Annotated in this window: 22 protein-coding genes; 5 read left to right on the top strand and 17 right to left on the bottom strand. The window is 71.6% G+C overall.

Going from position 1 to position 23,695, the window contains the following annotated elements; translation table 11 throughout:
* Positions 1 to 33: 33 nt before the first annotated feature.
* The 7 genes from fbaA to B0675_RS10070 form a co-directional block, all read right to left on the bottom strand.
* The gene (gene fbaA, locus B0675_RS10100; protein WP_081218481.1) at positions 34 to 1,056 is read right to left on the bottom strand and encodes a class II fructose-bisphosphate aldolase; all 1,023 of its coding nucleotides are present in this window, start codon (positions 1,054 to 1,056) and stop codon (positions 34 to 36) included.
* A gap of 185 nt (positions 1,057 to 1,241) precedes the next feature.
* Complete coding sequence (gene pyrE, locus B0675_RS10095) at positions 1,242 to 1,814, bottom strand: orotate phosphoribosyltransferase (protein ID WP_081218480.1); 573 nt, start codon at positions 1,812 to 1,814, stop codon at positions 1,242 to 1,244.
* Positions 1,815 to 1,823: 9 nt separating this feature from the next.
* Entirely contained in the window at positions 1,824 to 2,618 is a 795-nt protein-coding gene (locus B0675_RS10090) for an aldose epimerase (RefSeq protein WP_081218479.1), read from the bottom strand.
* 116 nt (positions 2,619 to 2,734) lie between these two features.
* A complete protein-coding gene (locus tag B0675_RS10085) occupies positions 2,735 to 3,826 on the bottom strand; it encodes a carbon monoxide dehydrogenase (protein WP_179165275.1) in 1,092 nt (363 codons plus the stop codon).
* A gap of 67 nt (positions 3,827 to 3,893) precedes the next feature.
* A complete protein-coding gene (locus tag B0675_RS10080) occupies positions 3,894 to 5,543 on the bottom strand; it encodes a polyamine aminopropyltransferase (RefSeq protein WP_081218477.1) in 1,650 nt (549 codons plus the stop codon).
* Between the two features lie 139 nt (positions 5,544 to 5,682).
* Positions 5,683 to 6,213, bottom strand: a complete 531-nt coding sequence (locus B0675_RS10075; RefSeq protein WP_081218476.1) for a DUF2617 family protein — start codon at positions 6,211 to 6,213, stop codon at positions 5,683 to 5,685.
* Between the two features lie 392 nt (positions 6,214 to 6,605).
* Positions 6,606 to 6,920 carry a hypothetical protein gene (locus tag B0675_RS10070; protein WP_081218475.1) on the bottom strand — a complete coding sequence of 105 codons (315 nt, stop codon included), beginning with the start codon at positions 6,918 to 6,920 and terminating at the stop codon, positions 6,606 to 6,608.
* Positions 6,921 to 7,097: 177 nt separating this feature from the next.
* On the opposite strand from B0675_RS10070, the gene B0675_RS10065 reads away from it, so the two are divergent.
* The 3 genes from B0675_RS10065 to B0675_RS10055 all read left to right on the top strand — a co-directional run bounded on the left by B0675_RS10065 (position 7,098) and on the right by B0675_RS10055 (position 10,218).
* Positions 7,098 to 7,526, top strand: a complete 429-nt coding sequence (locus B0675_RS10065) for a VOC family protein (protein ID WP_081218474.1) — start codon at positions 7,098 to 7,100, stop codon at positions 7,524 to 7,526.
* Positions 7,527 to 7,653: 127 nt separating this feature from the next.
* Positions 7,654 to 8,877, top strand: a complete 1,224-nt coding sequence (locus tag B0675_RS10060; RefSeq protein ID WP_081218473.1) for a pyridoxal phosphate-dependent aminotransferase — start codon at positions 7,654 to 7,656, stop codon at positions 8,875 to 8,877.
* Between the two features lie 141 nt (positions 8,878 to 9,018).
* Positions 9,019 to 10,218 (top strand): glycosyltransferase family 39 protein, encoded by a 1,200-nt coding sequence (locus B0675_RS10055; RefSeq protein WP_081218472.1) that lies wholly within the window; start codon positions 9,019 to 9,021, stop codon positions 10,216 to 10,218.
* A 49-nt stretch (positions 10,219 to 10,267) separates the two neighbouring features.
* Here the strand turns inward: B0675_RS10055 and B0675_RS10050 are convergent, their stop codons facing one another.
* Both B0675_RS10050 and clpB read right to left on the bottom strand, forming a co-directional pair.
* A complete protein-coding gene (locus tag B0675_RS10050) occupies positions 10,268 to 10,798 on the bottom strand; it encodes a YbjN domain-containing protein (RefSeq protein WP_081218471.1) in 531 nt (176 codons plus the stop codon).
* Between the two features lie 310 nt (positions 10,799 to 11,108).
* Positions 11,109 to 13,721 (bottom strand): ATP-dependent chaperone ClpB, encoded by a 2,613-nt coding sequence (gene clpB / locus B0675_RS10045; RefSeq protein ID WP_081218470.1) that lies wholly within the window; start codon positions 13,719 to 13,721, stop codon positions 11,109 to 11,111.
* A gap of 129 nt (positions 13,722 to 13,850) precedes the next feature.
* Between clpB and B0675_RS10040 the strand changes: the two genes are divergently transcribed.
* Positions 13,851 to 14,264 carry a TIGR03618 family F420-dependent PPOX class oxidoreductase gene (locus tag B0675_RS10040; RefSeq protein ID WP_081218469.1) on the top strand — a complete coding sequence of 138 codons (414 nt, stop codon included), beginning with the start codon at positions 13,851 to 13,853 and terminating at the stop codon, positions 14,262 to 14,264.
* A gap of 178 nt (positions 14,265 to 14,442) precedes the next feature.
* On the opposite strand, the gene B0675_RS10035 is transcribed toward B0675_RS10040, so the two are convergent.
* A complete protein-coding gene (locus B0675_RS10035) occupies positions 14,443 to 14,778 on the bottom strand; it encodes a hypothetical protein (protein WP_081218468.1) in 336 nt (111 codons plus the stop codon).
* Positions 14,775 to 15,149, bottom strand: a complete 375-nt coding sequence (locus tag B0675_RS10030) for a hypothetical protein (protein ID WP_179165201.1) — start codon at positions 15,147 to 15,149, stop codon at positions 14,775 to 14,777. The genes B0675_RS10035 and B0675_RS10030 overlap by 4 nt, the downstream gene beginning before the upstream one ends.
* A 154-nt stretch (positions 15,150 to 15,303) precedes the next feature.
* On the opposite strand from B0675_RS10030, the gene B0675_RS10025 reads away from it, so the two are divergent.
* Positions 15,304 to 16,314: a helix-turn-helix transcriptional regulator gene (locus tag B0675_RS10025; RefSeq protein ID WP_081218466.1), complete on the top strand. Its 1,011-nt coding sequence runs from the start codon at positions 15,304 to 15,306 to the stop codon at positions 16,312 to 16,314.
* A gap of 12 nt (positions 16,315 to 16,326) precedes the next feature.
* On the opposite strand, the gene B0675_RS10020 is transcribed toward B0675_RS10025, so the two are convergent.
* From B0675_RS10020 to dnaK, 6 genes are all read right to left on the bottom strand, one after another.
* Positions 16,327 to 17,433 carry a helix-turn-helix transcriptional regulator gene (locus tag B0675_RS10020; RefSeq protein WP_081218465.1) on the bottom strand — a complete coding sequence of 369 codons (1,107 nt, stop codon included), beginning with the start codon at positions 17,431 to 17,433 and terminating at the stop codon, positions 16,327 to 16,329.
* Positions 17,434 to 17,860: 427 nt separating this feature from the next.
* The gene (locus B0675_RS10015; protein ID WP_081218464.1) at positions 17,861 to 18,988 is read right to left on the bottom strand and encodes a substrate-binding domain-containing protein; all 1,128 of its coding nucleotides are present in this window, start codon (positions 18,986 to 18,988) and stop codon (positions 17,861 to 17,863) included.
* Between the two features lie 489 nt (positions 18,989 to 19,477).
* Complete coding sequence (locus B0675_RS10010) at positions 19,478 to 19,933, bottom strand: helix-turn-helix domain-containing protein (RefSeq protein ID WP_081218463.1); 456 nt, start codon at positions 19,931 to 19,933, stop codon at positions 19,478 to 19,480.
* 7 nt (positions 19,934 to 19,940) lie between these two features.
* Entirely contained in the window at positions 19,941 to 21,128 is a 1,188-nt protein-coding gene (gene dnaJ, locus B0675_RS10005; protein ID WP_081218462.1) for a molecular chaperone DnaJ, read from the bottom strand.
* Between the two features lie 33 nt (positions 21,129 to 21,161).
* The gene (gene grpE, locus B0675_RS10000) at positions 21,162 to 21,839 is read right to left on the bottom strand and encodes a nucleotide exchange factor GrpE (RefSeq protein ID WP_081218461.1); all 678 of its coding nucleotides are present in this window, start codon (positions 21,837 to 21,839) and stop codon (positions 21,162 to 21,164) included.
* A complete protein-coding gene (dnaK, locus tag B0675_RS09995; protein ID WP_081218460.1) occupies positions 21,836 to 23,689 on the bottom strand; it encodes a molecular chaperone DnaK in 1,854 nt (617 codons plus the stop codon). Before dnaK ends, grpE begins: the two co-directional genes overlap by 4 nt.
* Between the last annotated feature and the right edge of the window lie 6 nt (positions 23,690 to 23,695).

Below are 23,695 nucleotides of genomic sequence, written 5' to 3'. Positions count from 1 at the left end.
GCGTCCGCGGGGCCGCGCGAGAGCGGGTGGCGCCTACTTGAGGCGGGTGCCCGTGGAGCGCAGGGCGGCGCAGGCCTCGGTCACGCGCGTGGCCATGCCGGCCTCGGCGAGCTTGCCCCAGGTGCGCGGGTCGTACTTCGACTTGGTGCCGACCTCGCCGTCGACCTTCAGGACACCGTCGTAGTTGCGGAACATGTGGTCCACGACCGGGCGGGTGAAGGCGTACTGCGTGTCGGTGTCGAGGTTCATCTTCACGACGCCGTTCTCCAGCGCGGTGGCGATCTCCTCGGCGGTGGAGCCGGAGCCGCCGTGGAAGACGAAGTCGAACGGGCTCGCCTTGCCGTACTTGGCGCCCACACCCTCCTGGAGGTCCTTGAGGAGCTCGGGGCGGAGTACGACGTTGCCCGGCTTGTACACGCCGTGCACGTTGCCGAAGGACGCGGCCAGCAGGTAGCGGCCCTTCTCGCCCAGGCCGAGGGCCTCGGCGGTGCGCAGCGCGTCGTCGACGGTCGTGTACAGCGAGTCGTTGATCTCGTGGCTGACGCCGTCCTCCTCACCGCCGGTGGGGGTGATCTCCACCTCGAGGATGATCTTCGCGGCGACGGCCTTGGCGAGCAGCTCCTGGCCGATGGCCAGGTTGTCGGCCAGGGTCTCGGCGGAGCCGTCCCACATGTGGGACTGGAACAGCGGGTCGCGGCCCTGGGCGACGCGCTCGGCGGACACCTCGATCAGCGGGCGCACGTAGGCGTCCAGCTTGTCCTTCGGGCAGTGGTCGGTGTGCAGAGCGACCGTGATGTCGTACTTGGCAGCGACGATGTGCGCGAACTCGGCCAGGGCGACGGCGCCGGTCACCATGTCCTTGTTGTGCTGGCCGCCCAGGAACTCCGCGCCACCGGTGGAGATCTGGATGATGCCGTCGCTCTCCGCCTCCGCGAAGCCGCGCAGCGCAGCGTGCAGGGTCTGCGACGAGGTCACGTTGATGGCCGGGTAGGCGAACTTGCCTGCCTTCGCCCGGTCGAGCATCTCGGCGTAGACCTCGGGGGTTGCGATGGGCATCTGTCCGCTCCTTGTATGTGCGGGTCTGCGTACTGCTGCTGCCGTACGACGGGACTGGTGCTATGGCCCTGACCTAGGGGGGCGACGTCATCGTCGGCCCCATCTTTCCAGACGTGCCCGGATGGTCCGCACCCCGTGTCCGGCATGCGGGACCCCGCGCCCGGCGGGGTCCCGCGGGGGCGTCGTCAGTCGAGGCCCAACTCGTCCTTGGAGTAGGCGAAGAGGTACGGGACACCGGCGCCCGCCTCGATCTTCTCGGCGGCTCCGGTGGCACGGTCGACGATCGTGGCGACGCCGACGACCTCGGCGCCGGCCTCCCGGACGGCCTGGACGGCTTCGAGGGGGGAGCCGCCCGTGGTCGAGGTGTCCTCGACGACGAGCACGCGCCGGCCCTTGATCTCGGGGCCCTCGACGCGACGCTGGAGGCCGTGCGCCTTCGCTGCCTTGCGGACGACGAACGAGTCGAGCTTGCGCCCGCGCGCGGCGGCGGCGTGCAGCATGGCCGTGCCGACCGGGTCGGCGCCCATGGTCAGGCCGCCCACCGCGTCGTAGTCCAGCCCCTCGGTCAGGTCGAGCAGGACCTGACCGACGAGCGGGGCGGCCTCGCCGTCCAGCGTGATGCGGCGCAGGTCCACGTAGTAGTCGGCTTCCAGACCCGAGGAGAGGGTCACCTTGCCGCGCACCACGGCCTTGTCCTTGATCTGCTGCAGCAGATCGCCGCGTGTGCCTGCCGGCATTGCTGCGTTGACGTCACTCATGCCGCCAGCTTAGAGGCGCCGCCAGCTCCAGGTCATGGTGGCTTCGAGGGGCTCGATGGGGGTGACCAGGCGGGGGTGGGTGTTGAGGCCGTTCGGCGGACCGGTCTGCGGCTCCACGCACACGGCGGCCTCCTGCTCGTCGTAGACGACGGCCCACTCCTCGCGGCTGGTGACCTTCAGCTCCAGCCGCTCCGGCCAGGTGAGGGTGACGTCGACGCCGTCCGGCATGCCGAAGCAGTCGTCCCAGGGGCCCGGCTGCGGGTCGAGGCGGCGGCCGGTGGGCAGGTGGTCGTCGCCGCGCTCCTCCTGCCACGCGGGCAGGAAGTCGACCCGCACGTCCGCGCCGCCGTCGCCCAGGTTCCGGTGGAACCAGGGGTGCCAGCCGATCTGGGCGGGGAACGAGTCCCCGTACGTCTCCACGGACATGGTGACCGTCAGACCGTCCCCGGTGAGGGCGAACGCCTGGGTGACCCGGCCGGGGTGCGGCCAGGGCTCCACCAGGTCGTACGTGATCACGGCCTCGTGGGCGGTGGCGCGGGCGGTCTTCCAGGCGCCGTCGCGGGCGGTGCCGTGGATGGCGTGCGGCGGGGAGTTCAGCGGCATCTGCCGGACGGTCGCGCCGTCGAGGAAGCGGCCGTCCCGGATGCGCCCGCACCACGGGACCATCGGGAAGCACCCGAACTTCGCGCCCTGCCGCAGCAGTTCGACGCCTCCGACCCGCAGACTCCCGATCCGTCCGCCGTTGCCCGGCGTCACGGTCACCTCCGCGTCACCCGCGGTCAGCGTGATCTCTTCGTCACTCACACAGCGACCCTACTGGTCCACTCCCGTCCCCCGCCGTCCCGTCTCCGGACCCACCGCACACGGTGCGGCGATCGCCCGGGCCGCGCCGCAGCGCCACCGGATCCGAGGGACACGGCCTAGCGGCGCCGGCGCAGAGCGCGGGTGACGGCGATGGCCGAGGCCACGGCGATGGCCGCGGCGGGGGCCGCCCAGCGGAGCGTGGCGCGGGCGGCGGTCGCCTCGGGGGGCGGGACGGGGGCGTAGCGGCCGCGCGGCGGGGCGTGGTCCACCTCCTCCGCGCTGCGTCCGATCATCGTCCGCCGCGCATGGGCCGCCTCGGCCATCGCGTCCTCGGCCCCCGGCTCCCCGTCCTCCACGGCGAAGGCCTCTCCCCCGAAGTCCCCGAAGTCGTCGTCCTCGGCCCCCGGGTCGAGCGACGAGGGCGGTACGTCGGTCTCGAAGAGGGCGGACGGCTCGGACCCCTCACCGGGGTCCGCCGCATCGGTCCGCTCCGCGGCGTCCGTGGCGTCCGTCCCGGCGTCCGGGTCGGGGGTGGTGCCGGCGCTCTCGGGGCCCGTCCCGTGCGCCGCGTCCGTCTCGGGGGCGGTGTCGGAGGGGGGCCGGGCGCCGGTCGCCGGCGCGCCCTCCGTCCCGGCCGGCGTGGCGTCCCCGGGCTCACGCCCGGGTGGGGGCCCGCCGGCGGCGGTGCGCGGCTCGGTCCCGGCACGGGGCCGCGTCTCCGGCTCCTCGTTCTCCGCCGTGAGGCTCGCCGTCAGGGACTCCGTGAAGCGGGTCAGCAGACGGCGGGCCGCCGCGGCGACCGAGTCCTCGGGGAGTTCGGTGAGCCGCCCGTCGGCGGAGGCCGTGCCGCCGTAGGCGAGCGTCGTACCGCCCTCGGCGGGCGCCAGACGCAGGGTGAGCGCGAGTTTCACCACGCCCCTGCCCCGCACCTCCGTGCCGTCGCCCTCGACGGCGTACGCACCGTCCTCCCGGGCGGTCAGCCGAAGCGCCCCGCGGTAGGTGATCGTGTGCCCGGCGACACGGACCTTCAGGCGTCCGGCGACCCGGACGGGCCGCGGGTGCGCGGCCCCGGCGGGGTCCTGCCCGGCGTCGGGGCCGGCCGACGCGTCCTGTTGGAGCCCCGGGACGGCGCGGGCGACCCGGACGGGGTCGGCGAGTGCCTCCCTGAGCGGCCCGGCCGGAAACGGAACGAACACCTCATGCTCCATGTCAGCCGAGCCTACCCAGCGCGCCCCGGACCGCACCCGGGTATGACGGGATTCCCGCACCTCCTGCTCAGTCGGAGTACCGCGGGTGCACCAGCGTGGACGGTGCGAGGGGCCGGTGCGGGCGGCTGCGGTCCGCGGCCCGGGCGTCGGCGGCCAGGGCCGCGCGGGTGAGGGTGCGCAGCCGCGGCCCGGAGGCGGGCAGCCGCAGCGGCTCGGCCGACCGGGCGGCCAGCACGAAGCCCCAGTCTCCCGGGGCGCCCACGGAACCGCCGGTGGTGCGGTCGGGTCCGGCGGCGAAACCGGAGTCCCGTCCGGCGACCCGGTAGGGCGTGGTGCGCAGTCCCGCCGCGCGGAGCGTCGCCTCGACCGTCCAGAACACCCGCCGCCGCCCGTCGAGCGGCCCGGCGTGGACGACGAGACGCCCGCCGGGGGCGAGGACGCGCCGGGCCAGGCCGTAGAACTCCTGCGAGTACAGCTTGGTGCTCGCGGTGATGCCCGGGTCGGGGAGGTCCGAGACGACCACGTCGTACGTCGACGCCGCCCCGCGCAGCCAGGTGAAGGCGTCCTCCGTCACCTCGTGCACGCGGGGGTCGTCGTACGCGTGGTGGTTGAGGGCGGTGAGCGCGGCGTCGTGGCGGGCGAGCCGGACGACGTCCGCGTCGATCTCGACGACGTCGACCCGGCGCACCCCGGGGTGGCGCAGCACCTCGCGGGCGGCGAGCCCGTCACCGCCGCCGAGGATGAGCACGCGCGCGTGCGGTCCGTTCATCGCGGGGTGCACGAGCGCCTCGTGGTAGCGGTGCTCGTCGTGGCCGCTGAACCGCAGGCGGCCGTCGAGGAAGAGGTGCAGCGGGTGCCCTCGGGTGCCGCCCGCGAGGACGACCTCCTGGACACCGCTGCGCAGGGCCACGCGCACGTCGCCTCCGTACACGGCGTGCCGCGCCGCCCGCTCGAAGTCGTCGACCAGCACGGCGGCGGAGGCGAGCAGCCCGAGCACGACGACGTTGGCGACAAGCAGGGTCCAGCGCGCCCGGCGGGTCAGGTCCTTGCGGAACAGGCCGAGGACGAGGGCGCCGCCCGCGACCGCGTTGACCGTGCCGGTGAGCAGTGCGCCGGTGAGCTGGCCGAGGAGGGGCAGCAGCAGGAAGGGGAAGGCGAGGCCGCCGACGAGGGCGCCCACGTAGTCGGCGGCGAACAGGTCGGCGACCGCGCCGCCGGGGTCCTGGCGGCGGATGCGCTGTATCAGCTCCATCAGGAGGGGGACCTCGGCGCCGATGAGCAGGCCGATCGCGAGCGAGAAGGCCACCAGCAGCCAGCGGGACCCGTCCGCCCACAGGCCGCCCCAGCCGCCGGTCCAGGCGAACGCCGCGTACAGGGCCATCGCGCTGCATCCGCCGACCAGGGCGAGCGCCGCCTCGACCGCGCCGAAGCCGGCCGCGGCGCGCGGGCGCAGCCGTTTCGCGGCGAGGGAGCCGACCCCCATGGCGAAGACCATGACGGACAGCACCACGGAGGCCTGCGTGACGGAGTCGCCGATCAAGTAGGAGGCGAGGGCCACGAGTTCCAGTTCGTACACCAGTCCGCAGGCCGCGCAGACGAAGACGCCGGCCAGGACGAGGAACCGGCCGACGCCCGGGCGGACGGGCAGCCGCGCCTGGCCCTGGACGCCCCAGGGCGGCGGCGCGCCGGGTGGGGCAGGCGCGTGCGGTTCGATCACGCTGCGAACGCTACGTCACGGCACCACTGCGCTTCGTCACCCACACGTGTGGAAAGCGTTGCGCTTCATGGCACATGGGCCCGGCGCGGGCATCTTCCCCGGGGACCCGGCGGCCATGCGCGGCCCGCGGCCCGCTTCCTCAGACCCCGGACGCGCTGAGGGCGTCCGCGCGCACGCCGACCCGGGTACGCGTCGCGACCAACTGCCCGTCCTGCGGGTACGCGTGCCACGTACGCCAATGGACCTGGCCGTCGTGGCGCTGGGCGAGCATCGCGGTGAAGGCGTGCGGACTGCCGGGGAAGACGCCGGCGAGCCCCTGGGGGTGGTCCGAGACCAGCGCGAGCAACTCCTGGGCGCGGCCCGCGAAGGAGCCGGGCGACAGGACCTCGACGCGGGCCGCGAACTCGTACTCCCAGTCGCCGAACCGCTTGGCCACGCCGAGGGGCAGGGGCGTGCTGCTGCCGGGGATGCAGGCGACGGTCTCCGAACAGCTGCCCCGCTCCTCTTCCAGGAGCACCTGGTGGGACGCGCCGAGCAGTCTCAACTGCAGCTTCGCCCCGTCCAGTTCGAGATCGAGGGTGGCGAGCGCCGGCAGCGGTTCGCGGCCCAGTGTCCAGGCGAGATCGGCCGCGCGCGTGTCGGTGTACGAGGTGTTCAGGGTCGTGAGCATGGGTCGGCTCCGCTAGCACGCAAAGGTGAGGTGGGGTTCCGGCGCAGCCGGTCGGCACCGGGGGAACGGCCCGGTCGGCCCGGCCGGAAGGACTTCCGGAGGACGGTTCCGATAGGACCATCCGATGGACTTCCGAAAGCCTGTCGGCCCAGGGCCGCTTCGGTGATTTACCAGGGCTGCTGTGGTGGTTTAGAGGGAATCATGAACGGTGGCGCCGCCACAGCGTTTTTACCCAACTTCGTAGGGTTTCCATCCCCCCGAGGGCTGCACAGCTCAACTGTTCAACTACGGCGTACGCCCGGGGGTACGGAAGTGCCCGCCGGCAGAGGTCTGCCGACGGGCACTTCCGTGCGCCGGATGCGCGTTCCCGCGCGGAGCTCAGCTGCCCCGTGTCAGCTGCCTCCGCCGCATCCGCCGCCGCCTCCGCACGAGGACCCGCCTCCGCAGGACGAGCCTCCGCACGACGAGTGACCCCCACAGGAGTGACCCCCGTGGCCGCCGTGGTGACCGCCGGACGAACCGCCCGACGAACAGGACGCGCTGCTGCCGCCGGCCGCGGCCCCGCCACCGGCCCACCAGCTGCTGTCACTGCTTCCCGAACCGCTTCCCGAACGGCCCCCGGACCGGCGCTTGCGCTTGCTGCCCCCGCTCACGGCCTTCACGAACACGACGAGCAGGACGACCGCCAGGATGATGCCGAAGATCATGGCGTCACCCTCCTTTCGTTCCCCCGAAGCGGCCCCCCGTGGGCCGTGCTTCTCGATTCCGGTCTTGCGTGACAGGGGGATGCCCTCACGCGTCACGCCCCAAAGCAGAGTTGAGCAACTCCTGAGCATCCGGAAACGGGGATGCCTCCGGGCGCCGCTCCTCCCTACGGTGGCCCCATGACGTCGATCAAGAAGTTCCAGGTCACCTTCGACTGCGCGGAGCCCGAGCGCCTGGCGCGCTTCTGGTGCGAGGTGCTCGGGTACGTCGTCCCGCCGCCGCCGGAGGGGTTCGCCACGTGGGACGCGTTCAAGGCCGCGCAGCCGCCCGAGGGGCGGGACGCGTGGTTCGCCTGCGTCGACCCCTCGGGCGTCGGTCCCCGGTTGTACTTCCAGCGCGTCCCCGAGGGGAAGGCCGTCAAGAACCGGGTGCATCTCGACGTGCGGGTGGGCACCGGGCTCGTGGGCGAGGAGCGCCTCGCCGCGCTGGAGGCCGAGCGCGCACGGCTGGAACCGCTCGGGGCCGTCCACGTGCGGACGCTGTACGACGGCGACGACGCGTGCATCCCGATGCTGGACATCGAGGGCAACGAGTTCTGCATCGACTGAGGGACCGGCCGGGGGGGGCGCGCAGCGGGACCGGCCGACGGACCGGCGGGAGGGGCCCGCTGACCCCGGCCCGGCACGGGTGCCCGTCGGCGGCGGTGAGTTGAGGACTGCGGGGCTTGGGCGGAGGATGGCGCGCATGACCTCCAGCGCGCGACCCCTGTTGAACCGCCGGCTCGCCGAGTTCGGGACGACGATCTTCGCCGAGATGTCCGCCCTCGCGACGAGCACCGGGGCGATCAACCTCGGCCAGGGTTTCCCCGACACGGACGGTCCCGAGGAGATCCGGGAGGCGGCCGTCCGCGCGCTGCGGGACGGCCGCGGCAACCAGTACCCGCCGGGGCCGGGCGTCCCGGAACTGCGCGCCGCCGTCGCCGCGCACCAGGAGCGCCGGTACGGCCTGTCCTACGACCCCGACACCGAGGTGCTGGTGACGGCGGGCGCCACCGAGGCCATCGCCGCCGCCCTGCTCGCGCTGCTGGAACCGGGCGACGAGGTGATCGCCCTGGAGCCGTACTACGACTCGTACGCGGCCTCCATCGCCCTGGCGGGCGGCACCCGGGTGCCGGTGACCCTGCGCCCCGACGAGGAGGCCGCCGCCGACACCCCGGGCGGGGTCCCGCACCGCCGCTTCCGGCTCGACCTCGACGAGCTGCGGGACGCGGTCACCGACCGGACCCGGCTGCTGCTGCTCAACACCCCCCACAACCCGACGGGCACCGTCCTGACCCGGGCCGAGCTGACGGAGATCGCCCGGCTCGCCGTCGAGCGGGACCTGCTCGTGGTGACCGACGAGGTCTACGAACACCTGGTCTTCGACGACGCCGAGCACATCCCGCTCGCCACCCTGCCCGGCATGCGCGAGCGGACGGTCACCATCGGCAGCGCGGGCAAGACGTTCTCCTTCACCGGCTGGAAGGTCGGCTGGGTGACGGCGTCGCCCGATCTGGTGACGGCGGTCCGCTCGGCGAAGCAGTTCCTCACCTACGTGTCCTCCGGGCCCTTCCAGTACGCGGTCGCCGAGGCACTGGCGCTGCCCGACACGTACTTCGACGGGTTCCGCGCGGACATGCTGCGCAAGCGGGACGTACTGGCGGCGGGACTCACCGACGCGGGGTTCTCGGTGTTCCGCCCGCAGGGCACGTACTTCGTCACCACCGACATCCGGCCGCTCGGCGAGTCCGACGGCTTCGCGTTCTGCCGCGCGCTGCCCGAGCGGGCCGGCGTCGTCGCCATCCCGAACGCCGTCTTCTACGACCACCGGGAGGCGGGCGCGCCGTTCGTGCGGTTCGCGTTCTGCAAGCGGACGGACGTGCTGGAGGAGGCCTCGCGACGACTGAAGGCGGCCTGGTAGCCCGGCCGCCGGGGCGGCAGCAGGACCGTTCCTAGCACCGGCGGACGTGCCCGTCCGTGCGCCACGCCGGGCGGCGGAGACGCGTACCCGCACGGGTGCTCCCGGCTCGCGAACCCCCCGCGGGGATCGCACAGTTCGGGTGTGACCCACCCGAACACCCTCGCCCGCCCCGCCGTCGCGGAACCCGCCGGGCGTACCGTCGGCCCCTCCCGCGGCGCGCGCGCCGGGTGGTCCCCCCTGCTGACCGCGCTCGGGCTGTTCGCCGCCGCGCGCGCGACGGGCGTGCTCGTGCTCGCCGCGACCGCGTGGGCCACCGGCAGACATCCGGCGACACTGCTCGCGCGGTCCTGGGACTCGCTCTGGTACCTGAGGATCGCGGCACACGGCTACGGCCGCACCCTGCATCTGCGCCCCGGGGTCGTCTACAGCGACCTGGCGTTCTTCCCGCTGTACCCGGGACTCGTGCGCGCGGTGACCGCGCTGACGCCCCTGAACGCGAGCACCGCGGCCCTGCTGGTCTCCTGGCTCGCGGCGGCCGTCGCGGCGTGCGGGATCTACGCGGTCGGGGCCCGGCTGCGCGGCCGGGCGGTCGGGACGGCGCTGGTGCTGCTGTGGGCGCTGCTGCCGCACTCGGTGGTGCTGTCGATGGCGTACACCGAGCCCCTGCTCACCGCCTTCGCCGCCTGGTCCCTGTACGCGGTGCTCGACGGGCGCTGGGTGTGGGCAGGCGTGCTGGCCGCGCTCGCGGGGCTGACCCGGCCGAACGGCCTCGCGGTGGCCGCCGCGGTCCTCGCGGCGGCGGTGTGCGAGCTCGCGCGCCGCCGCGGCAGGGTTTCCCACAGGCTGTGGACGGGCGCCGCGCTCGCACCGCTCGGCTGGGCGGGCTACGTGCTGTGGGTCGGCCACCGCAGGGGCGACCTGCTCGGCGGCTACTTCGCGGTGCAGCGGAGCTGGGGCTCGCGTTTCGACCTCGGCGCGGGTGCCCTCCGGTCCGTCCGCCACCTGCTGCTGCACGGCGGCCGGTTCGCGTTCCCCATGGCGATGGTGATCGTCGCGGCGGCCGTGCTGCTGTACGCGCTGCTGATCGCGGAGCGGGCGCCGCTGCCGCTGCTGGTGCACAGCGGGGTCCTGCTGCTGATCACGCTGGGCGGCTCGGGGTTCTTCGCGTCGAAGCCGCGCTTCCTGCTGCCCGCGTTCCCGCTGCTGCTGCCGCTCGCCTCGGCCCTGGTGGGGACGGCGAGAGCCCGCCCCTGGCACGCGACCCTGGTGGTCGGTGCCCTGGCCGGGCTCTCGTTCGCCTACGGCGCGTATCTCGTCGTGGTCGCGCACACCCCGCTCTAGAGCGTGTCCGCGAGGGTGCGCGAGGGGAGCGCCGCCGCGGGGAGGAGAACTACTCCCCGTCGTCCTCGGGCTTCTCCGCCTCGTTGATCTCCTGCTCCAGGCCGAGCTGCTCGACGAGCCACTTGTCGAACTCGATGGCGGCGCGGACCCAGCTGACCGTGGAGGACACGAAGTGCTCCAGGCTGACGCCGGTGCCGATCAGCATCTGCGCCTCGCCGATCAGGCGGACGGTGCCGTCGTCGTGCGTGTGGCTGTAGACCTTCGGCCACAGGGTGCGGCGGTTCCAGTCGTCGATCGACTCCAGGAGCGCGGGCTTCTCCTCGAGCTGGTGGGGCCGGTCGTAGAACGTCCGCACCGAGAAGACCTGCTGGTCACCCTCGCCGCGGAACATGAAGTACGTACGGAACTCCTCCCACGGCGCCGCGAGGTCACCCTCGTCGTCGACGACGTACTTCAGCTCCATCTGCTCCAGGAGCTGCTTCACGAGGTCCTGATCCGGGACCACGGGGCCCGCGGGGCCGCCGGGCTGCGGCTCGGGCTGGCCCCCGAAGTTCGGAATCGAGGACGGGTCGATGCTCACCGTGTATTTCCCTTCGTACGGATCCTGCCATCCTCCCCCATGCGGGGCGGGGGGTGGCAACCCCTGGCCGGGCCTGTCCGCCGGGGGCTGACAAGATCCGGTCACCCGGAGGCATCGGGCCAGGTGGGGATGGGCCACGGGGGTATGCGGGGCGGCGCGGCGGCGACGGCGGGATGAACATGCACATGTCGGTCCCTCAGGGGACCGGCGCCCCGTCTCCCCCCGGACGCCGGAGGAGCCGGCCGGTTCCGGACACGCCGAGGGCCCGCGGCGACGGAGCCGCGGGCCCTGACCGGAATCCGTGCTCCGGTTACAGCGTCTTGCCGGTGGCCGGCCCCACGATCAGGCCGTCGCCGAAGGCGTCCACCCGGACCGTGTCGCCGTCCTTGACCTCGCCGGCCAGGATCTCCTTGGCCAGCCGGTCGCCGATGGCGGTCTGGACGAGGCGCCGCAGCGGGCGCGCTCCGTATGCCGGGTCGTTGCCCTCCTGCGCGAGCCAGGCCAGGGCCGCGTCGCTGACCTCCAGGGTGAGCCGGCGCTCGGCGAGCCGCTTGGCCAGCCGGTCGATCTGGAGGCGGGCGATGCGCTCCAGCTCCGCCTGGTCGAGCGCGGAGAAGACCACCAGGTCGTCCAGCCGGTTCAGGAACTCCGGCTTGAACGAGGCCCGGACGACTTCCAGGACCTGACGCTTCCTGTCCTCCTCGGAGCTCATCGGATCGGCGAGGCTCTGACCGCCGAGGAACTGGCTCCCCAGGTTCGAGGTGAGGATCAGGATGGTGTTGCGGAAGTCCACCGTCCGCCCCTGGCCGTCCGTCAGCCGCCCGTCGTCCAGCACCTGGAGCAGCACGTCGAAGACCTCGGGGTGCGCCTTCTCCACCTCGTCGAGCAGGATCACGCTGTACGGGCGGCGGCGCACCGCCTCGGTGAGCTGGCCGCCCTCCTCGTATCCCACGTAGCCGGGCGGGGCACCGACCAGCCGGGCCACGCTGTGCTTCTCGCCGTACTCCGACATGTCGATGCGGACCATCGCCCGCTCGTCGTCGAAGAGGAAGTCGGCCAGCGCCTTGGCGAGTTCGGTCTTGCCGACGCCGGTCGGGCCGAGGAACAGGAACGAGCCGGTGGGGCGGTCCGGGTCGGCGATGCCGGCGCGGGTGCGGCGCACGGCGTCGGAGACGGCACCCACCGCCTCGGTCTGGCCGATCAGCCGGCGGCCCAACTCGTCCTCCATGCGCAGGAGTTTCTGGGTCTCGCCCTCCAGCAGGCGTCCGGCGGGAATGCCGGTCCAGGAGCCCACGACGTCGGCGATGTCGTCCGGCCCGACCTCCTCCTTGACCATGGTGTCCCGGCCTGCCTCCTCCTCGGCCTCCGAGGCCTCCTCCAAGTCCCTTTCCAGCGTGGGGATCTCGCCGTAGAGCAGCTTGGAGGCCGTGTCGAAGTCACCGTCGCGCTGGGCGCGTTCGGCCTGGCCGCGCAGCTCGTCGAGCTTCTCCTTCAGTTCACCGACGCGGTTGAGGGACTGCTTCTCCTTCTCCCAGCGGGCGGTGAGCCCGCGCAAGTCCTCCTCCTTGTCGGCGAGGTCGCGGCGCAGCTTGTCCAGCCGCTCCCGGCTGGCCGCGTCGGTCTCCTTGCCGATCGCCAGCTCCTCCATCTTCAGCCGGTCGACGACCCGCTGGAGCTCGTCGATCTCGACGGGGGACGAGTCGATCTCCATGCGCAGCCGCGAGGCGGCCTCGTCGACGAGGTCGATGGCCTTGTCGGGCAGGAAGCGGGAGGTGATGTACCGGTCGGAGAGGGTCGCGGCGGCCACCAGCGCGCGGTCGGCGATCTGGACCTTGTGGTGGGCCTCGTAGCGGCCCTTGAGTCCGCGCAGGATGGCGATGGTGTCCTCGACGGTCGGCTCGGCGACCAGCACCTGCTGGAAGCGCCGCTCCAGCGCCGGGTCCTTCTCGATCCGCTCGCGGTACTCGTCGAGGGTGGTGGCGCCGACCATGCGCAGCTCACCGCGGGCGAGCATCGGCTTCAGCATGTTGCCGGCGTCCATGGCGGAGTCGCCGCCCGCGCCGGCCCCGACGACCGTGTGCAGCTCGTCGATGAAGGTGATGACCTGCCCGTCGGAGTCCTTGATCTCCGCGAGCACGGTCTTCAGCCGCTCCTCGAACTCGCCGCGGTACTTCGCGCCGGCGACCATGGCGCCGAGGTCGAGGGAGACGAGGCGCTTGTTCTTGAGCGACTCGGGCACGTCGCCCTTCACGATCCGCTGGGCGAGCCCCTCGACGACGGCGGTCTTGCCCACGCCGGGCTCGCCGATGAGGACCGGGTTGTTCTTGGTGCGGCGGGACAGGACCTGCACCACCCGGCGGATCTCCTGGTCCCGGCCGATGACCGGGTCGAGCTTGCCCTCACGCGCGGCGGCGGTGAAGTCCGTACCGAACTTTTCGAGCGCCTTGTACTGGCCCTCGGGATCCGGGGTCGTCACCCTGCGCCCTCCCCTGCTCTTCTGGAACGCCTCCAGCAGCTTTTTCGCACCAGCGCCCTGCTGGGAGAGTACGTCGCCGCTCCGGCCGCCCTTCGCGGCGATCCCGACGAGCAGGTGCTCGGTGGAGAGGAACTCGTCGCCCAGCTCCTTGGCGCGCTCGGCGGCGTCGGCGATGACGGCGAGCAGTTCGCGGTCGGGCTGCGGGGGCGCGACGGTGGAACCGGCCACGCTGGGCAGCCCGGCGAGGACGCGCTCGGCGCCGGCCCGCACGGAGGCCTGATCGGCCTCCACCGCGGTCAGCAGGTCGATGATGTTCTCGTTGTCCTGCCCCTCCAGCAGAGCGAGCAGCAGGTGGGCGGGGGTGAGGTCCGGGTGCCCCTCCTTCACGGCGCGACTGCTCGCCGCGTTGATCGCGTCCCGGCTCCTGTTGGTCAGCTCGGCGTCCACGTTCGCGTTCTCCTCCTCCTGGCGTTCCGACCGTTGCCTGACACGGGCAACGTGCACAAACTTGAGTCTATTCCACTCAAGGCTGGAGCGGGACAGGAACGGGCGGAGCGGGGCGTAGATTCAGGCCCCATGGCTTCCCTTCCGGTGGACCCGCGGCGACCCGACGCCGCCTACCTGCGCTTCTGGCGTGAGCGCCACCTCTGCACCCTGACGACGCTGCGACACGACGGCACCCCGCACGTGGTGCCCGTCGGCGTCACCTACGACCCCGAGGCCGGCCTCGCCCGGATCATCACCGGCGGGGCCACCGCCAAGGCGGCCCACGTACGGGCGGCGGGGCCGGACGGGGCGCGGGTGGCGGTCTGCCAGGTGGACGGCAGGCGCTGGGCGACGCTGGAGGGGCTGGCCCGGGTGTCCACGGACCCCGAGCGCGTCGCCGACGCGGTGCGGCGGTACTCGGAGCGCTACGAGCGCGTGCCGTCCCCGAACCCGGCCCGCGTGGTCATCGAGATCGAGCTGACGCGGGCACTGGGCCACGGCTGAGAACGACCCGCGGAGCCGGCTGCGCGCCGCGTCGCGACGGCTGGTTCCAGCCCTCGCCGGGATCGGCGGAAACCCGGAGTTCTCCGGGAAAACTGCAGCGGCGTCACCGTGTTCAGGTCACGGTGACGCCGCTGCGGGGGGAAGTACCTGCGCGATCTACTACGACGGGGGAATCGCGTCAGGCACTGCGGGGGGTGGCTGCGATGGTCTCTACATCGGGGATGTCGGGCCCGGTCAGTCGCGCGTCGCGCTGATCGAGGTTCACGAAGATCATTCCGTACCGGATGGCGCACCGTACTGGCTGCGGCGCCCCCCGAGGCCGCCGCAGACACCGATAGGCCCGTACGTCCTCGTCGTCGTCGCGCGTGACGACGACGGGCTCACCGAAGACGGTCACCATCAGCGAGTCACCGCTGTGGGGGATGGCGGTGACCAGGTCGATGAAATGCCAGCCGGAGCGGTACGCGGTCGCCATCTCGCGCCGGAACGAACGGTCGTCGGGTGGTGTAGTCATGAGTCCACTGAAGCCTTCGTGACGTCACTCGAAGCACTGCCGGCCGGAGCCACGAAACCCCAGCCGCTGTCAGCCAGCACGATCGTCTTCGCGTTGCCCCAGCCGCTGTCGGCCAGGTCCGTCCGTACATTGCCCCAGCCGCTGTCGCCGGGCAGCGCCTTCGCCACATTGCCCCAGCCGCTGTCGGCGGGCAGCGCCTTCGCCGCGTTGCCCCAGCCACTGTCCAGAGCGAGAGCCGCCGGCCCGTTGCCCCAGCCACTGTCCAGGGAGAGAACCGCGGGCTCACTGCCCCAGCCACTGTCCGGTGGCGCGGAGGTGGTCGACGAACCCCCCGCCGCGAGACCCACACCACTCAGGGCCCCGACAGCCACAACCGCGGAGAAAGCGGTGGCAAGTACCGAGCGAAGCATTCTCCTGTACATAGTCGGCTTCGTCCTCACTTGATCGGATCCTCTCCCCCGGTAATGAAGACGATGTCTCATTCAGGCACGTCACCACCACCGACACGATGCATCATGTTCCTGCATGTTCAGGACCCTGGGGGGTGGCGATTTGCCCATAGAACGCACAAACCAGACACATCCCCATCCCGTCACGGAACTTTGTGACGAAGGGGCACGCTTGTACACGAGCGCTTTGAGCACCGGACGGATCGCCCGGGCCGAGGCGACGGCAGCGCCATGCCTGCTGGAGTTCGCCCTGCTGCGCCCGGATCCCGACGACTCCAACTGGCTGCGCCCGGTGCCGCCGTCCGTCGCGCTCACCCAGCGTCTCCACCCTATTGAGCGCGAGATCCAGGAGCGCAGGCGGCGCACCATCGAACTGACCGAATCATTCGAGCCGTTCATGATGGTCAGCGCGATGGCACCCGCCCCCACCCACGCCATCACCGTGCTGGAGGGCATCGACCGGATCAACGCCGCGCTCGACATCGCCACCTCCGAGTGCCACACGGAGATGCTCACCATCCAGCCCGGCGGCCGCCGCAGCGAGCACATCCTGAACCAGGCCCTCGAACGGGACCGCCCGCTCACCGACCGCGGCGTCCGCATCCGCACGCTCTACCAGCACACGGTCCGCTACAGCCAGGGCACCGCCGCCTACATGGACCGGATAGCCAGCGGAAAGATCGAGATCCGGACGCTGGAGGAGCTGATCGAGCGGCTCATCATCTGCGACGGCACCGTCGCCTTCATCCCGGCGAGCGACGACAACCAGTTCGCCCTCGAACTGCGCCACCCCGGCCTCGTCCGCTATCTGACCAGGGTCTTCGAGCAGCTCTGGCGACGTGCCACCCCGCTGCGCGAGGAAGTCACCTACGAGTCCACCCCGGACGGCATCACGGGCGTCCAGCGCTCCATAGCCAAGCTGCTCATCGAGGGCCACGTGGACGAGGCCATCGCCCGCAGGCTGGGGATGAACGTCCGCACCTGCCGGGCCCACATCGCGAAGCTGGCGGCCTCCCTGGGCAGCGGCAGCCGCGCCCAACTCGGCTTCCTGATCGCCCAGTCGGGCATCCTGGAACAGGACCACTGACCGGCCGGCCGCTCAGCGCTGGGCGGGCGAGCCCTGACCCGGCAGCCCCTGGACACCGGCCGCGCCCGGACCGGTCACGGAGGGGCCGGCGGCCGCACCCGCGCCGTGCCGGGGCACGGTGACGGGGGACGGCTCCGGCGAGCGCGGCGGCCCGTCCAGCCCCGCCTGCGCGATCCGCACGCCCAACTGCGTACGGCTGGCCGCCCCCAGCGTCTCCGAGAGCCGGGCGATGTGGGCCCGGCAGGTGCGGACACTGATGCCGAGACGTTCGGCGACCACCGCGTCCTGATGCCCCTCCGCCAGCAGCGCGGCGATCGAGCGCTCGCGGTGGGTGATGCCCTCGATGCCGGTGGACGGCAGCGGCGAGGCCAGCGGGATCGCGAGGCGCCACAACCGCTCGAACACCGTGACCAGGTAGTCGATCAGCGCCGGATGGCGCAGTTCGAGCGCGATGGTGCGGTCGGAGTTGGCGGGGATGAAGGCGACCTTGCGGTCGAAGAGGATGAGCCGTTCCACGACCTCGTCGAGGGTCCGGGCCTCCGCCGCGTCCCCCATCAACTCCATGTAGTTCAGCAGGCCTTGGCCGTGCCGGGCGACATGCGTGTACAGGTCGCGCATGCGCACCCCGCGCCGCCGCATCTCCAGCGCCCGGTGCAGCCCCTCCACCAGTTCGTCCTCGCGCCGGATACCGCCGGGCTGGACCGTCAGGACCTCGCTCGCGCACTCCTCGGTCGCCTTGTCCATGGCGGCGCGGATCCGCGGCAGTCCGTCCAGGACACGGATCGCGGCGCCCTCCGCGGGCGCCTGCACGCGGCCGCCGAGACCGGCGTACCACTCGAACGCGGAGACCGCGTCACCCACCCGCGCCTGACTGGCGCTGACCTCCTCGTACACCCCGCGCAGCAGCCGGGTCATGACCTCCTGCGGGGAGGTCGGCACCAGCCAGCCCATGTCGTCGGGGTCGGGGTGCAGCAGCGCCAGCTCCAGCAGGCACGGCACCGGGCCGGCGTCGTCGCGCGGCACCCGGCCGCGCCGCACCGCCCGCGAGTACACCCGGTCGCCGGCCTCGCACAGTCGGTCAGCGCCGTGCGGATGCCCGTCCGTCCCGTGCCCGGCCATCTCCCACCTCTGGCTCCAGCTCCGACCCCTGGCGTGAGCCCCGCGTCAGGGCGTCCTCCGCAGCGCAACTATGCGCGGACGCGTCCGGCACCGCAACACGGCTGCGCCGTCCCCCCGCGCCGTTTCGCCCCTCCTGATCACCATAAATCCGCACCTCCGCCCCGCCCGTTGCAACAAGCTGCAAGCAGCACCCCGCGGACGCCCGGGACTTCGCGGGAACGACCCCCGAAAGACCCCCGGAGCACCGCCCGGGCTTGGCCGGATATCCCCCTCCGCGACGGCGTCCGGCGGGGAGCCGTGTCCGGAACGCGCACGGAACACGAAGAAGGCCCGGGACGGATGTCCCGGGCCCTCGATGTCGTGCGCCGCCCCAGGGGTGCCAGGAGGCTCCCGCCGCTGCCGGGCGGCCTTTCCGGCGCCCCCGGTGCTACTTGAGCTTCAGAGCGTCACAGGCCGCCTTGTAGGGGGCGGTGCAGATCTGCTTGACGGTGTAGATGCTGTCCTGCAGGACCGTGTCCTCGATGTTCTCCTTGGTCAGGTCGACCACGGGAACGAGCTGCGCCGGAATGTCCTTGTTCGTCGGGCTGTTCACCTTGTCGCGGGTCAGCGCGTCGAACTCGATCGAGCGGCCCTGCACCCGGGCGACCGCCATCTCCGCGGCGGCGCTCGCCTCCTGCGGGTAGGACTTGTAGACGCTCATGAACTGGTCGCCCTTGAGGATCCGCTGCACGGCGACGAGTTCGGCGTCCTGGCCGGTGACCGGCGGCACCTTGCTGACGCCCGCGCTCTTCAGGGCGTCGATGACAGCGCCGGCGATGCCGTCGTTGGCGGCGTACACCCCCGCGATGTTGTCGAGGCCGACCTTCTGGATCGCCTCTTCCATGTTCGCCTTGGCGTTGACCGGGTTCCAGTCCTTGGTGTCGTACTTGTCGGCGACGATCACCTTGTCCTTGAGCTCGGCCTCGGCGCCGGACTTGAACTGGGCCGCGTTCGGGTCGGTCGTCGCGCCGTTCATCATGATGATCTTCTTCGCCGCGGAGTTGGCGCCCAGCGCGCCGACCAGGGCCTTGCCCTGGACCTCGCCCACCAGCTCGTTGTCGAAGGAGATGTACGCGTCGATCGGACCCTGCGCCAGCCGGTCGTAGGCGATGACGGGGATGCCGGCGTCCTTGGCCTTCTTCACGCCCTTCGCGATCGACTTCGAGTCCACCGCGTCCAGGAGGATGACGTCGACCTTGTCGTCCACCATCTCCTGGAGCTGGCTGAGCTGCTTGCCCGCGTCCTGCTCGGCGTTCCGGTAGACGACCTCACCCTTCTTCTCGGTGAGCTTCCTGACCTGCTCCTCGATGATCGGGTAGTCGAACTTCTCGTAACGGGTGTTCTCCTTCTCCGGGAGGAGGAGGCCCACCTTGATGTCGTCGCCCTTCGTGGGGCTCGCCTTGGCGTCGCTTCCACCGAGCCCGTCGACGACCCCGCAGCCGGCGAGCGAGAGGGCGGCGGCGGACGAGGCCAGGGCTATGACGGTACGACGGAGACCGGTGTTACGAGTGTTCACATCAGGTGCCTTCCGGGCGAGGTTGCAGCATTGCGACCCAGGTGGCTGAAAGCCAACGCGGCGATCACCTCAGCGTCAAGGAGTAGCCACTTAACGAGATGGCAACAGCATTCTGTGTTCCACAAGTGAACACGGTGGGAAGAGGTTACGCCCGAGGTTCCAGCAATCCCCCCAGCTTCACCCTCTGTCATCCACACGTCGCGACCGCCGCCCCGGACCGCGCGACCCCATCCACCTTGCCTTTAAGGCTTGTTGACATCCGGGTAAACCCCGGGAATCAAGCCTCGGCGCGAGCCGTCGCGCGGCACCGGATCCCGCGACCACGTCCTGCGGGCGTCCGAACGAATGCGGTCAACCCCCCCATTCCGCCCGGACCGTAAAGATCGAGCCACCACGGACCGCGACCGGTCGGAAACGGTCACGGACTCCGCCCAGCACGAGAGAAGGGGCCCGGAGGAAAACCTCCGGGCCCCTTCTCGGGTGCTTCGGTCACTGATCGGGCGACCGCTTGGGACGCCAGACCACCAAGGCGCTCGTGTGCTGGACCTCCTGGTACGGGACCAGGTCACGCCGGTAGGAGGCGTGCACGGCGGCCTCGCGCTGCTGCATGGCCGCGGCGGCGCCGTCGAGGGCCGACTGGAGCTCGGCGACCCGGGACTGGAGCGCCGCCACCTGGTTCTCCAGCTCGATGATGCGCTTGATGCCGGCCAGGTTGATGCCCTCGTCCTGCGACAACTGCTGGACGGTACGCAGCAGTTCGATGTCACGGGCCGAGTAGCGGCGGCCCCGGCCGGCCGTGCGGTCGGGAGAGACCAGGCCGAGCCGGTCGTACTGACGCAGGGTCTGCGGGTGCAGTCCGGAGAGCTGGGCCGCCACCGAGATGACGTAGACCGGCGTCTCCTCGGTCAGTTCGTACGGGTTGCGCCGCCGACCGGTGGTGTCCATGGCTCCGTCATGCTCCCTTCGCGGCCTGGAACAGCTCCGCCCGCGGATCCTCACCCGCGGTCGCCTCGCGATACGCCTCCAGCGCGTCACGAGCCTTGCCCGACACGTCCTGCGGAACGGCCACCTCGACGGTGACGAGCAGGTCGCCCCGTGTGCCGTCCTTGCGGACCGCGCCCTTGCCCCGGGCGCGCATGGTGCGTCCGTTGGGTGTGCCCGGCGGCAGCTTCAGCGTCACCGCGGGGCCGCCCAGGGTGGGCACCTTCACCTCGCCGCCGAGGGCCGCCTCCGTGAAGGTGACGGGCACCGTGACGGTGAGGTTGTCGCCCTTGCGGCCGAAGACCGGGTGGGCGTCCACGTGGACGGTGACGTACAGGTCGCCGGAGGGTCCCCCGCGTTCACCGGGAGCGCCCTTGCCGCGCAGCCGGATCCGCTGGCTGTCACTGACGCCGGCGGGGATGCGCACCTGCATGGTCCGGGACGACTTGGCACGGCCGCTGCCCTTGCAGACCTCGCACGGGTTCTCCGAGATCAGTCCGCGGCCCTTGCAGTCCGGGCACGGGTCGGTGAGCGAGAAGCCACCGCCCGAACCGCGGGCGACCTGGCCGGTGCCGACGCACGTCGGGCACACACGGGGTGTGCCGTTCGCGTCGCCGGTTCCCGAACAGGCCTTGCAGGGAGCCTGCGAGGTCATGCGCAGCGGGACGGTCGCGCCGTCCACCGCCTCGGTGAAGCTGAGCGTCACCTCGGTGTCGATGTCCTGGCCGCGCCGGGGCTGCGTACGGGTTCCCGTACCGGCGCCGCCGCGGTTGAACAGGCCACCGAAGACGTCACCGATGCCGCCGCCGAAGCCACCGGCTCCGCCGGCCTGGCCGCCCTGGGCACCGCCTCCGAAGAGGTCGCCCAGGTCGAAGTTGAAGTTCCCGCCGCCCGCGCCGGGACCCGGCCGGAAGCCGCCGTTGCCGAAGAGGGCGCGGGCCTCGTCGTACTCCTTGCGCTTCTTGGGGTCACCGAGGACGTCGTTCGCCTCGGAGATCTCCTTGAAGCGCTCCTCGGCCTTGACGTTGCCCTTGTTGGCGTCCGGATGGTTCTCGCGGGCGAGCTTCCGGTACGCCTTCTTGATCTCGGCCTCGGTGGCGTCCTTGGGGACGCCGAGGACCTTGTAGAAGTCCTTCTCGATGAAGTCCTTGGTGCTCATCCCCGACGTCCCTCCTTCCTCTTCCGTTCAAGCTCAGCCCTCGTCCGGGCCACCGCTCTCCTTGTCCTTGGCGGTCTCGTCCGCCTCGGCCGGCTCGGCCGACTGGTCGGACTTGACCGTCTGCGCTCCGGGCTGCGGCTCGGCGACCGCCACCCGCGCGGGGCGGATGGTGCGCTCGCCGAAGCGATACCCCGGCTGCAGAATCGCCACGCACGTCGTCTCCGTGACGTCCGGCGCGTACGAGTGCATCAGCGCCTCGTGGATCGTCGGGTCGAAGGGCTCGCCCTCCTTGCCGAACTGCTGGAGCCCCATCTTGGCCGCGACGGTCTCCAGCGACTCGCCGACGGACTTGAATCCGCCGACCAGTTCGCCGTGCTCCCGCGCGCGGCCGATGTCGTCGAGCACGGGCAGGAGCTCGGTCAGGAGGTTCGCCACGGCGATCTCCTTGACCGCGATCCGGTCACGCTCGACGCGGCGGCGGTAGTTCTGGAACTCGGCCTGGAGGCGCTGGAGGTCGGCGGTGCGCTCGGTGAGACCCGTGCGTGCCTGGTCCAGTTGTGCCGTCAGGCCGGCCAACTGTGCGCTGTCGTCCCCGTCCGGGGCCGCCGCCCCCTCCGCAGAGGGGGTGGCGGGCTTCGGGTCGGCGTCGTCGGAGGTGGCGCCGGAGGGGACGTCGGGCTGCTCTTCGAAGCCCGGGGTCTCCTCCGTCACGCGGCACCGTCCTTGCGGTCCTCGTCGACGATCTCGGCGTCGACCACGTCCTCGTCCGCGCCGTCGGCCTTCGGGGCCCCGTCACCCGGGGCGTCGCCGCCCGCGGCCTGCGCGGCCTGCGCGTCGGCGTACATGGCCTGGCCCAGCTTCTGGGAGACGGCGGCGACCTTCTCGGTGGCCGTGCGGATCTCCGCGGTGTCCTCGCCCTTGAGCGCGGCCTTCAGCTCCTCGACGGACGCCTCGACCTCGGTCTTGACGTCACCGGGGACCTTGTCCTCGTTGTCCTTGAGGAACTTCTCCGTCTGGTAGACGAGCTGCTCGCCCTGGTTGCGGGTCTCGGCGGCCTCGCGGCGGGCGTGGTCCTCCTCCGCGTACTTCTCGGCCTCTTCGCGCATCCGGTTGACCTCGTCCTTCGGCAGCGAGGAGCCACCGGTGACGGTCATCTTCTGCTCCTTGCCCGTGCCCAGGTCCTTCGCGGTCACGTGCATGATGCCGTTGGCGTCGATGTCGAAGGCGACCTCGATCTGCGGGACACCGCGCGGGGCCGGCGGCAGACCGGTCAGCTCGAACATCCCGAGCTTCTTGTTGTACGCCGCGATCTCGCGCTCGCCCTGGTAGACCTGGATCTGCACGGACGGCTGGTTGTCCTCGGCCGTCGTGAAGATCTCGGACCGCTTGGTCGGGATCGTGGTGTTGCGCTCGATGAGCTTGGTCATGATCCCTCCCTTGGTCTCGATGCCGAGGGACAGCGGGGTCACGTCGAGGAGCAGGACGTCCTTGACCTCACCCTTGAGGACACCGGCCTGCAGGGCGGCGCCGATGGCGACGACCTCGTCCGGGTTCACGCCCTTGTTCGCCTCGTTGCCACCGGTCAGCTCCTTGACGAGCTCGGCGACGGCGGGCATACGGGTCGAGCCACCCACGAGAACGACGTGGTCGATCTCGGAGAGGTTGATGCCGGCGTCCTTGATGACGTTGTGGAACGGCGTCTTGCAGCGCTCCAGCAGGTCGGCCGTCAGCTGCTGGAACTGGGCGCGCGTGAGCTTCTCGTCCAGGTGCAGCGGGCCCTCGGCGGACGCCGTGATGTAGGGCAGGTTGATCGAGGTCTCGGTGGACGAGGACAGCTCGATCTTGGCCTTCTCGGCGGCCTCGCGGAGGCGCTGGAGGGCCATCTTGTCCTTGGACAGGTCCACGCCGTGACCGGCCTGGAACTGCTTGACCAGGTAGTCCATGACCCGCTGGTCCCAGTCGTCACCACCGAGGTGGTTGTCGCCGTTCGTGGCCTTCACCTCGACGACGCCGTCACCGATCTCCAGGAGGGACACGTCGAACGTGCCGCCGCCGAGGTCGAAGACGAGGATCGTCTGGTCGTCCTTGTCGAGGCCGTACGCCAGGGCGGCGGCGGTCGGCTCGTTCACGATGCGCAGGACGTTCAGGCCCGCGATCTCGCCGGCCTCCTTCGTCGCCTGACGCTCGGAGTCGTTGAAGTACGCCGGGACGGTGATGACCGCGTCGGCCACCTTCTCGCCCAGGTACGCCTCGGCGTCGCGCTTCAGCTTCTGCAGGATGAAGGCGCTCATCTGCTGCGGGTTGAAGCTCTTGCCGTCGAGCTCGATCTTCCAGTCCGTGCCCATGTGACGCTTCACCGAACGGATGGTCCGGTCCACGTTCGTGACCGCCTGGCGCTTGGCGACCTCGCCGACAAGCACCTCACCGTTCTTCGCGAAGGCGACGACGGACGGCGTGGTCCTGGCGCCCTCGGCGTTGGTGATGACGGTGGGCTCGCCGCCCTCCAGAACGCTGACGACTGAGTTAGTCGTGCCCAGGTCGATGCCGACCGCACGTGCCATTTCGAT

Source organism: Streptomyces sp. M41(2017) (assembly GCF_002078175.1).
GTDB lineage: Bacteria > Actinomycetota > Actinomycetes > Streptomycetales > Streptomycetaceae > Streptomyces.
This window is presented reverse-complemented; position numbering and strand designations above follow the sequence as displayed.

Coding starts and splice junctions, on each gene's coding strand:
- fbaA (WP_081218481.1), bottom strand. CDS start 1,056: ATGCCCATCGCAACCCCCGAGGTCTACGCCGAGATGCTCGACCGGGCG.
- pyrE (WP_081218480.1), bottom strand. CDS start 1,814: ATGAGTGACGTCAACGCAGCAATGCCGGCAGGCACACGCGGCGATCTG.
- B0675_RS10085 (WP_179165275.1), bottom strand. CDS start 3,826: ATGGAGCATGAGGTGTTCGTTCCGTTTCCGGCCGGGCCGCTCAGGGAG.
- B0675_RS10075 (WP_081218476.1), bottom strand. CDS start 6,213: ATGCTCACGACCCTGAACACCTCGTACACCGACACGCGCGCGGCCGAT.
- B0675_RS10070 (WP_081218475.1), bottom strand. CDS start 6,920: ATGATCTTCGGCATCATCCTGGCGGTCGTCCTGCTCGTCGTGTTCGTG.
- B0675_RS10065 (WP_081218474.1), top strand. CDS start 7,098: ATGACGTCGATCAAGAAGTTCCAGGTCACCTTCGACTGCGCGGAGCCC.
- B0675_RS10060 (WP_081218473.1), top strand. CDS start 7,654: ATGGCGCGCATGACCTCCAGCGCGCGACCCCTGTTGAACCGCCGGCTC.
- B0675_RS10040 (WP_081218469.1), top strand. CDS start 13,851: ATGGCTTCCCTTCCGGTGGACCCGCGGCGACCCGACGCCGCCTACCTG.
- B0675_RS10035 (WP_081218468.1), bottom strand. CDS start 14,778: ATGACTACACCACCCGACGACCGTTCGTTCCGGCGCGAGATGGCGACC.
- B0675_RS10025 (WP_081218466.1), top strand. CDS start 15,304: ATGTTCAGGACCCTGGGGGGTGGCGATTTGCCCATAGAACGCACAAAC.
- B0675_RS10020 (WP_081218465.1), bottom strand. CDS start 17,433: ATGGCCGGGCACGGGACGGACGGGCATCCGCACGGCGCTGACCGACTG.
- B0675_RS10010 (WP_081218463.1), bottom strand. CDS start 19,933: ATGGACACCACCGGTCGGCGGCGCAACCCGTACGAACTGACCGAGGAG.
- dnaJ (WP_081218462.1), bottom strand. CDS start 21,128: ATGAGCACCAAGGACTTCATCGAGAAGGACTTCTACAAGGTCCTCGGC.
- dnaK (WP_081218460.1), bottom strand. CDS start 23,689: ATGGCACGTGCGGTCGGCATCGACCTGGGCACGACTAACTCAGTCGTC.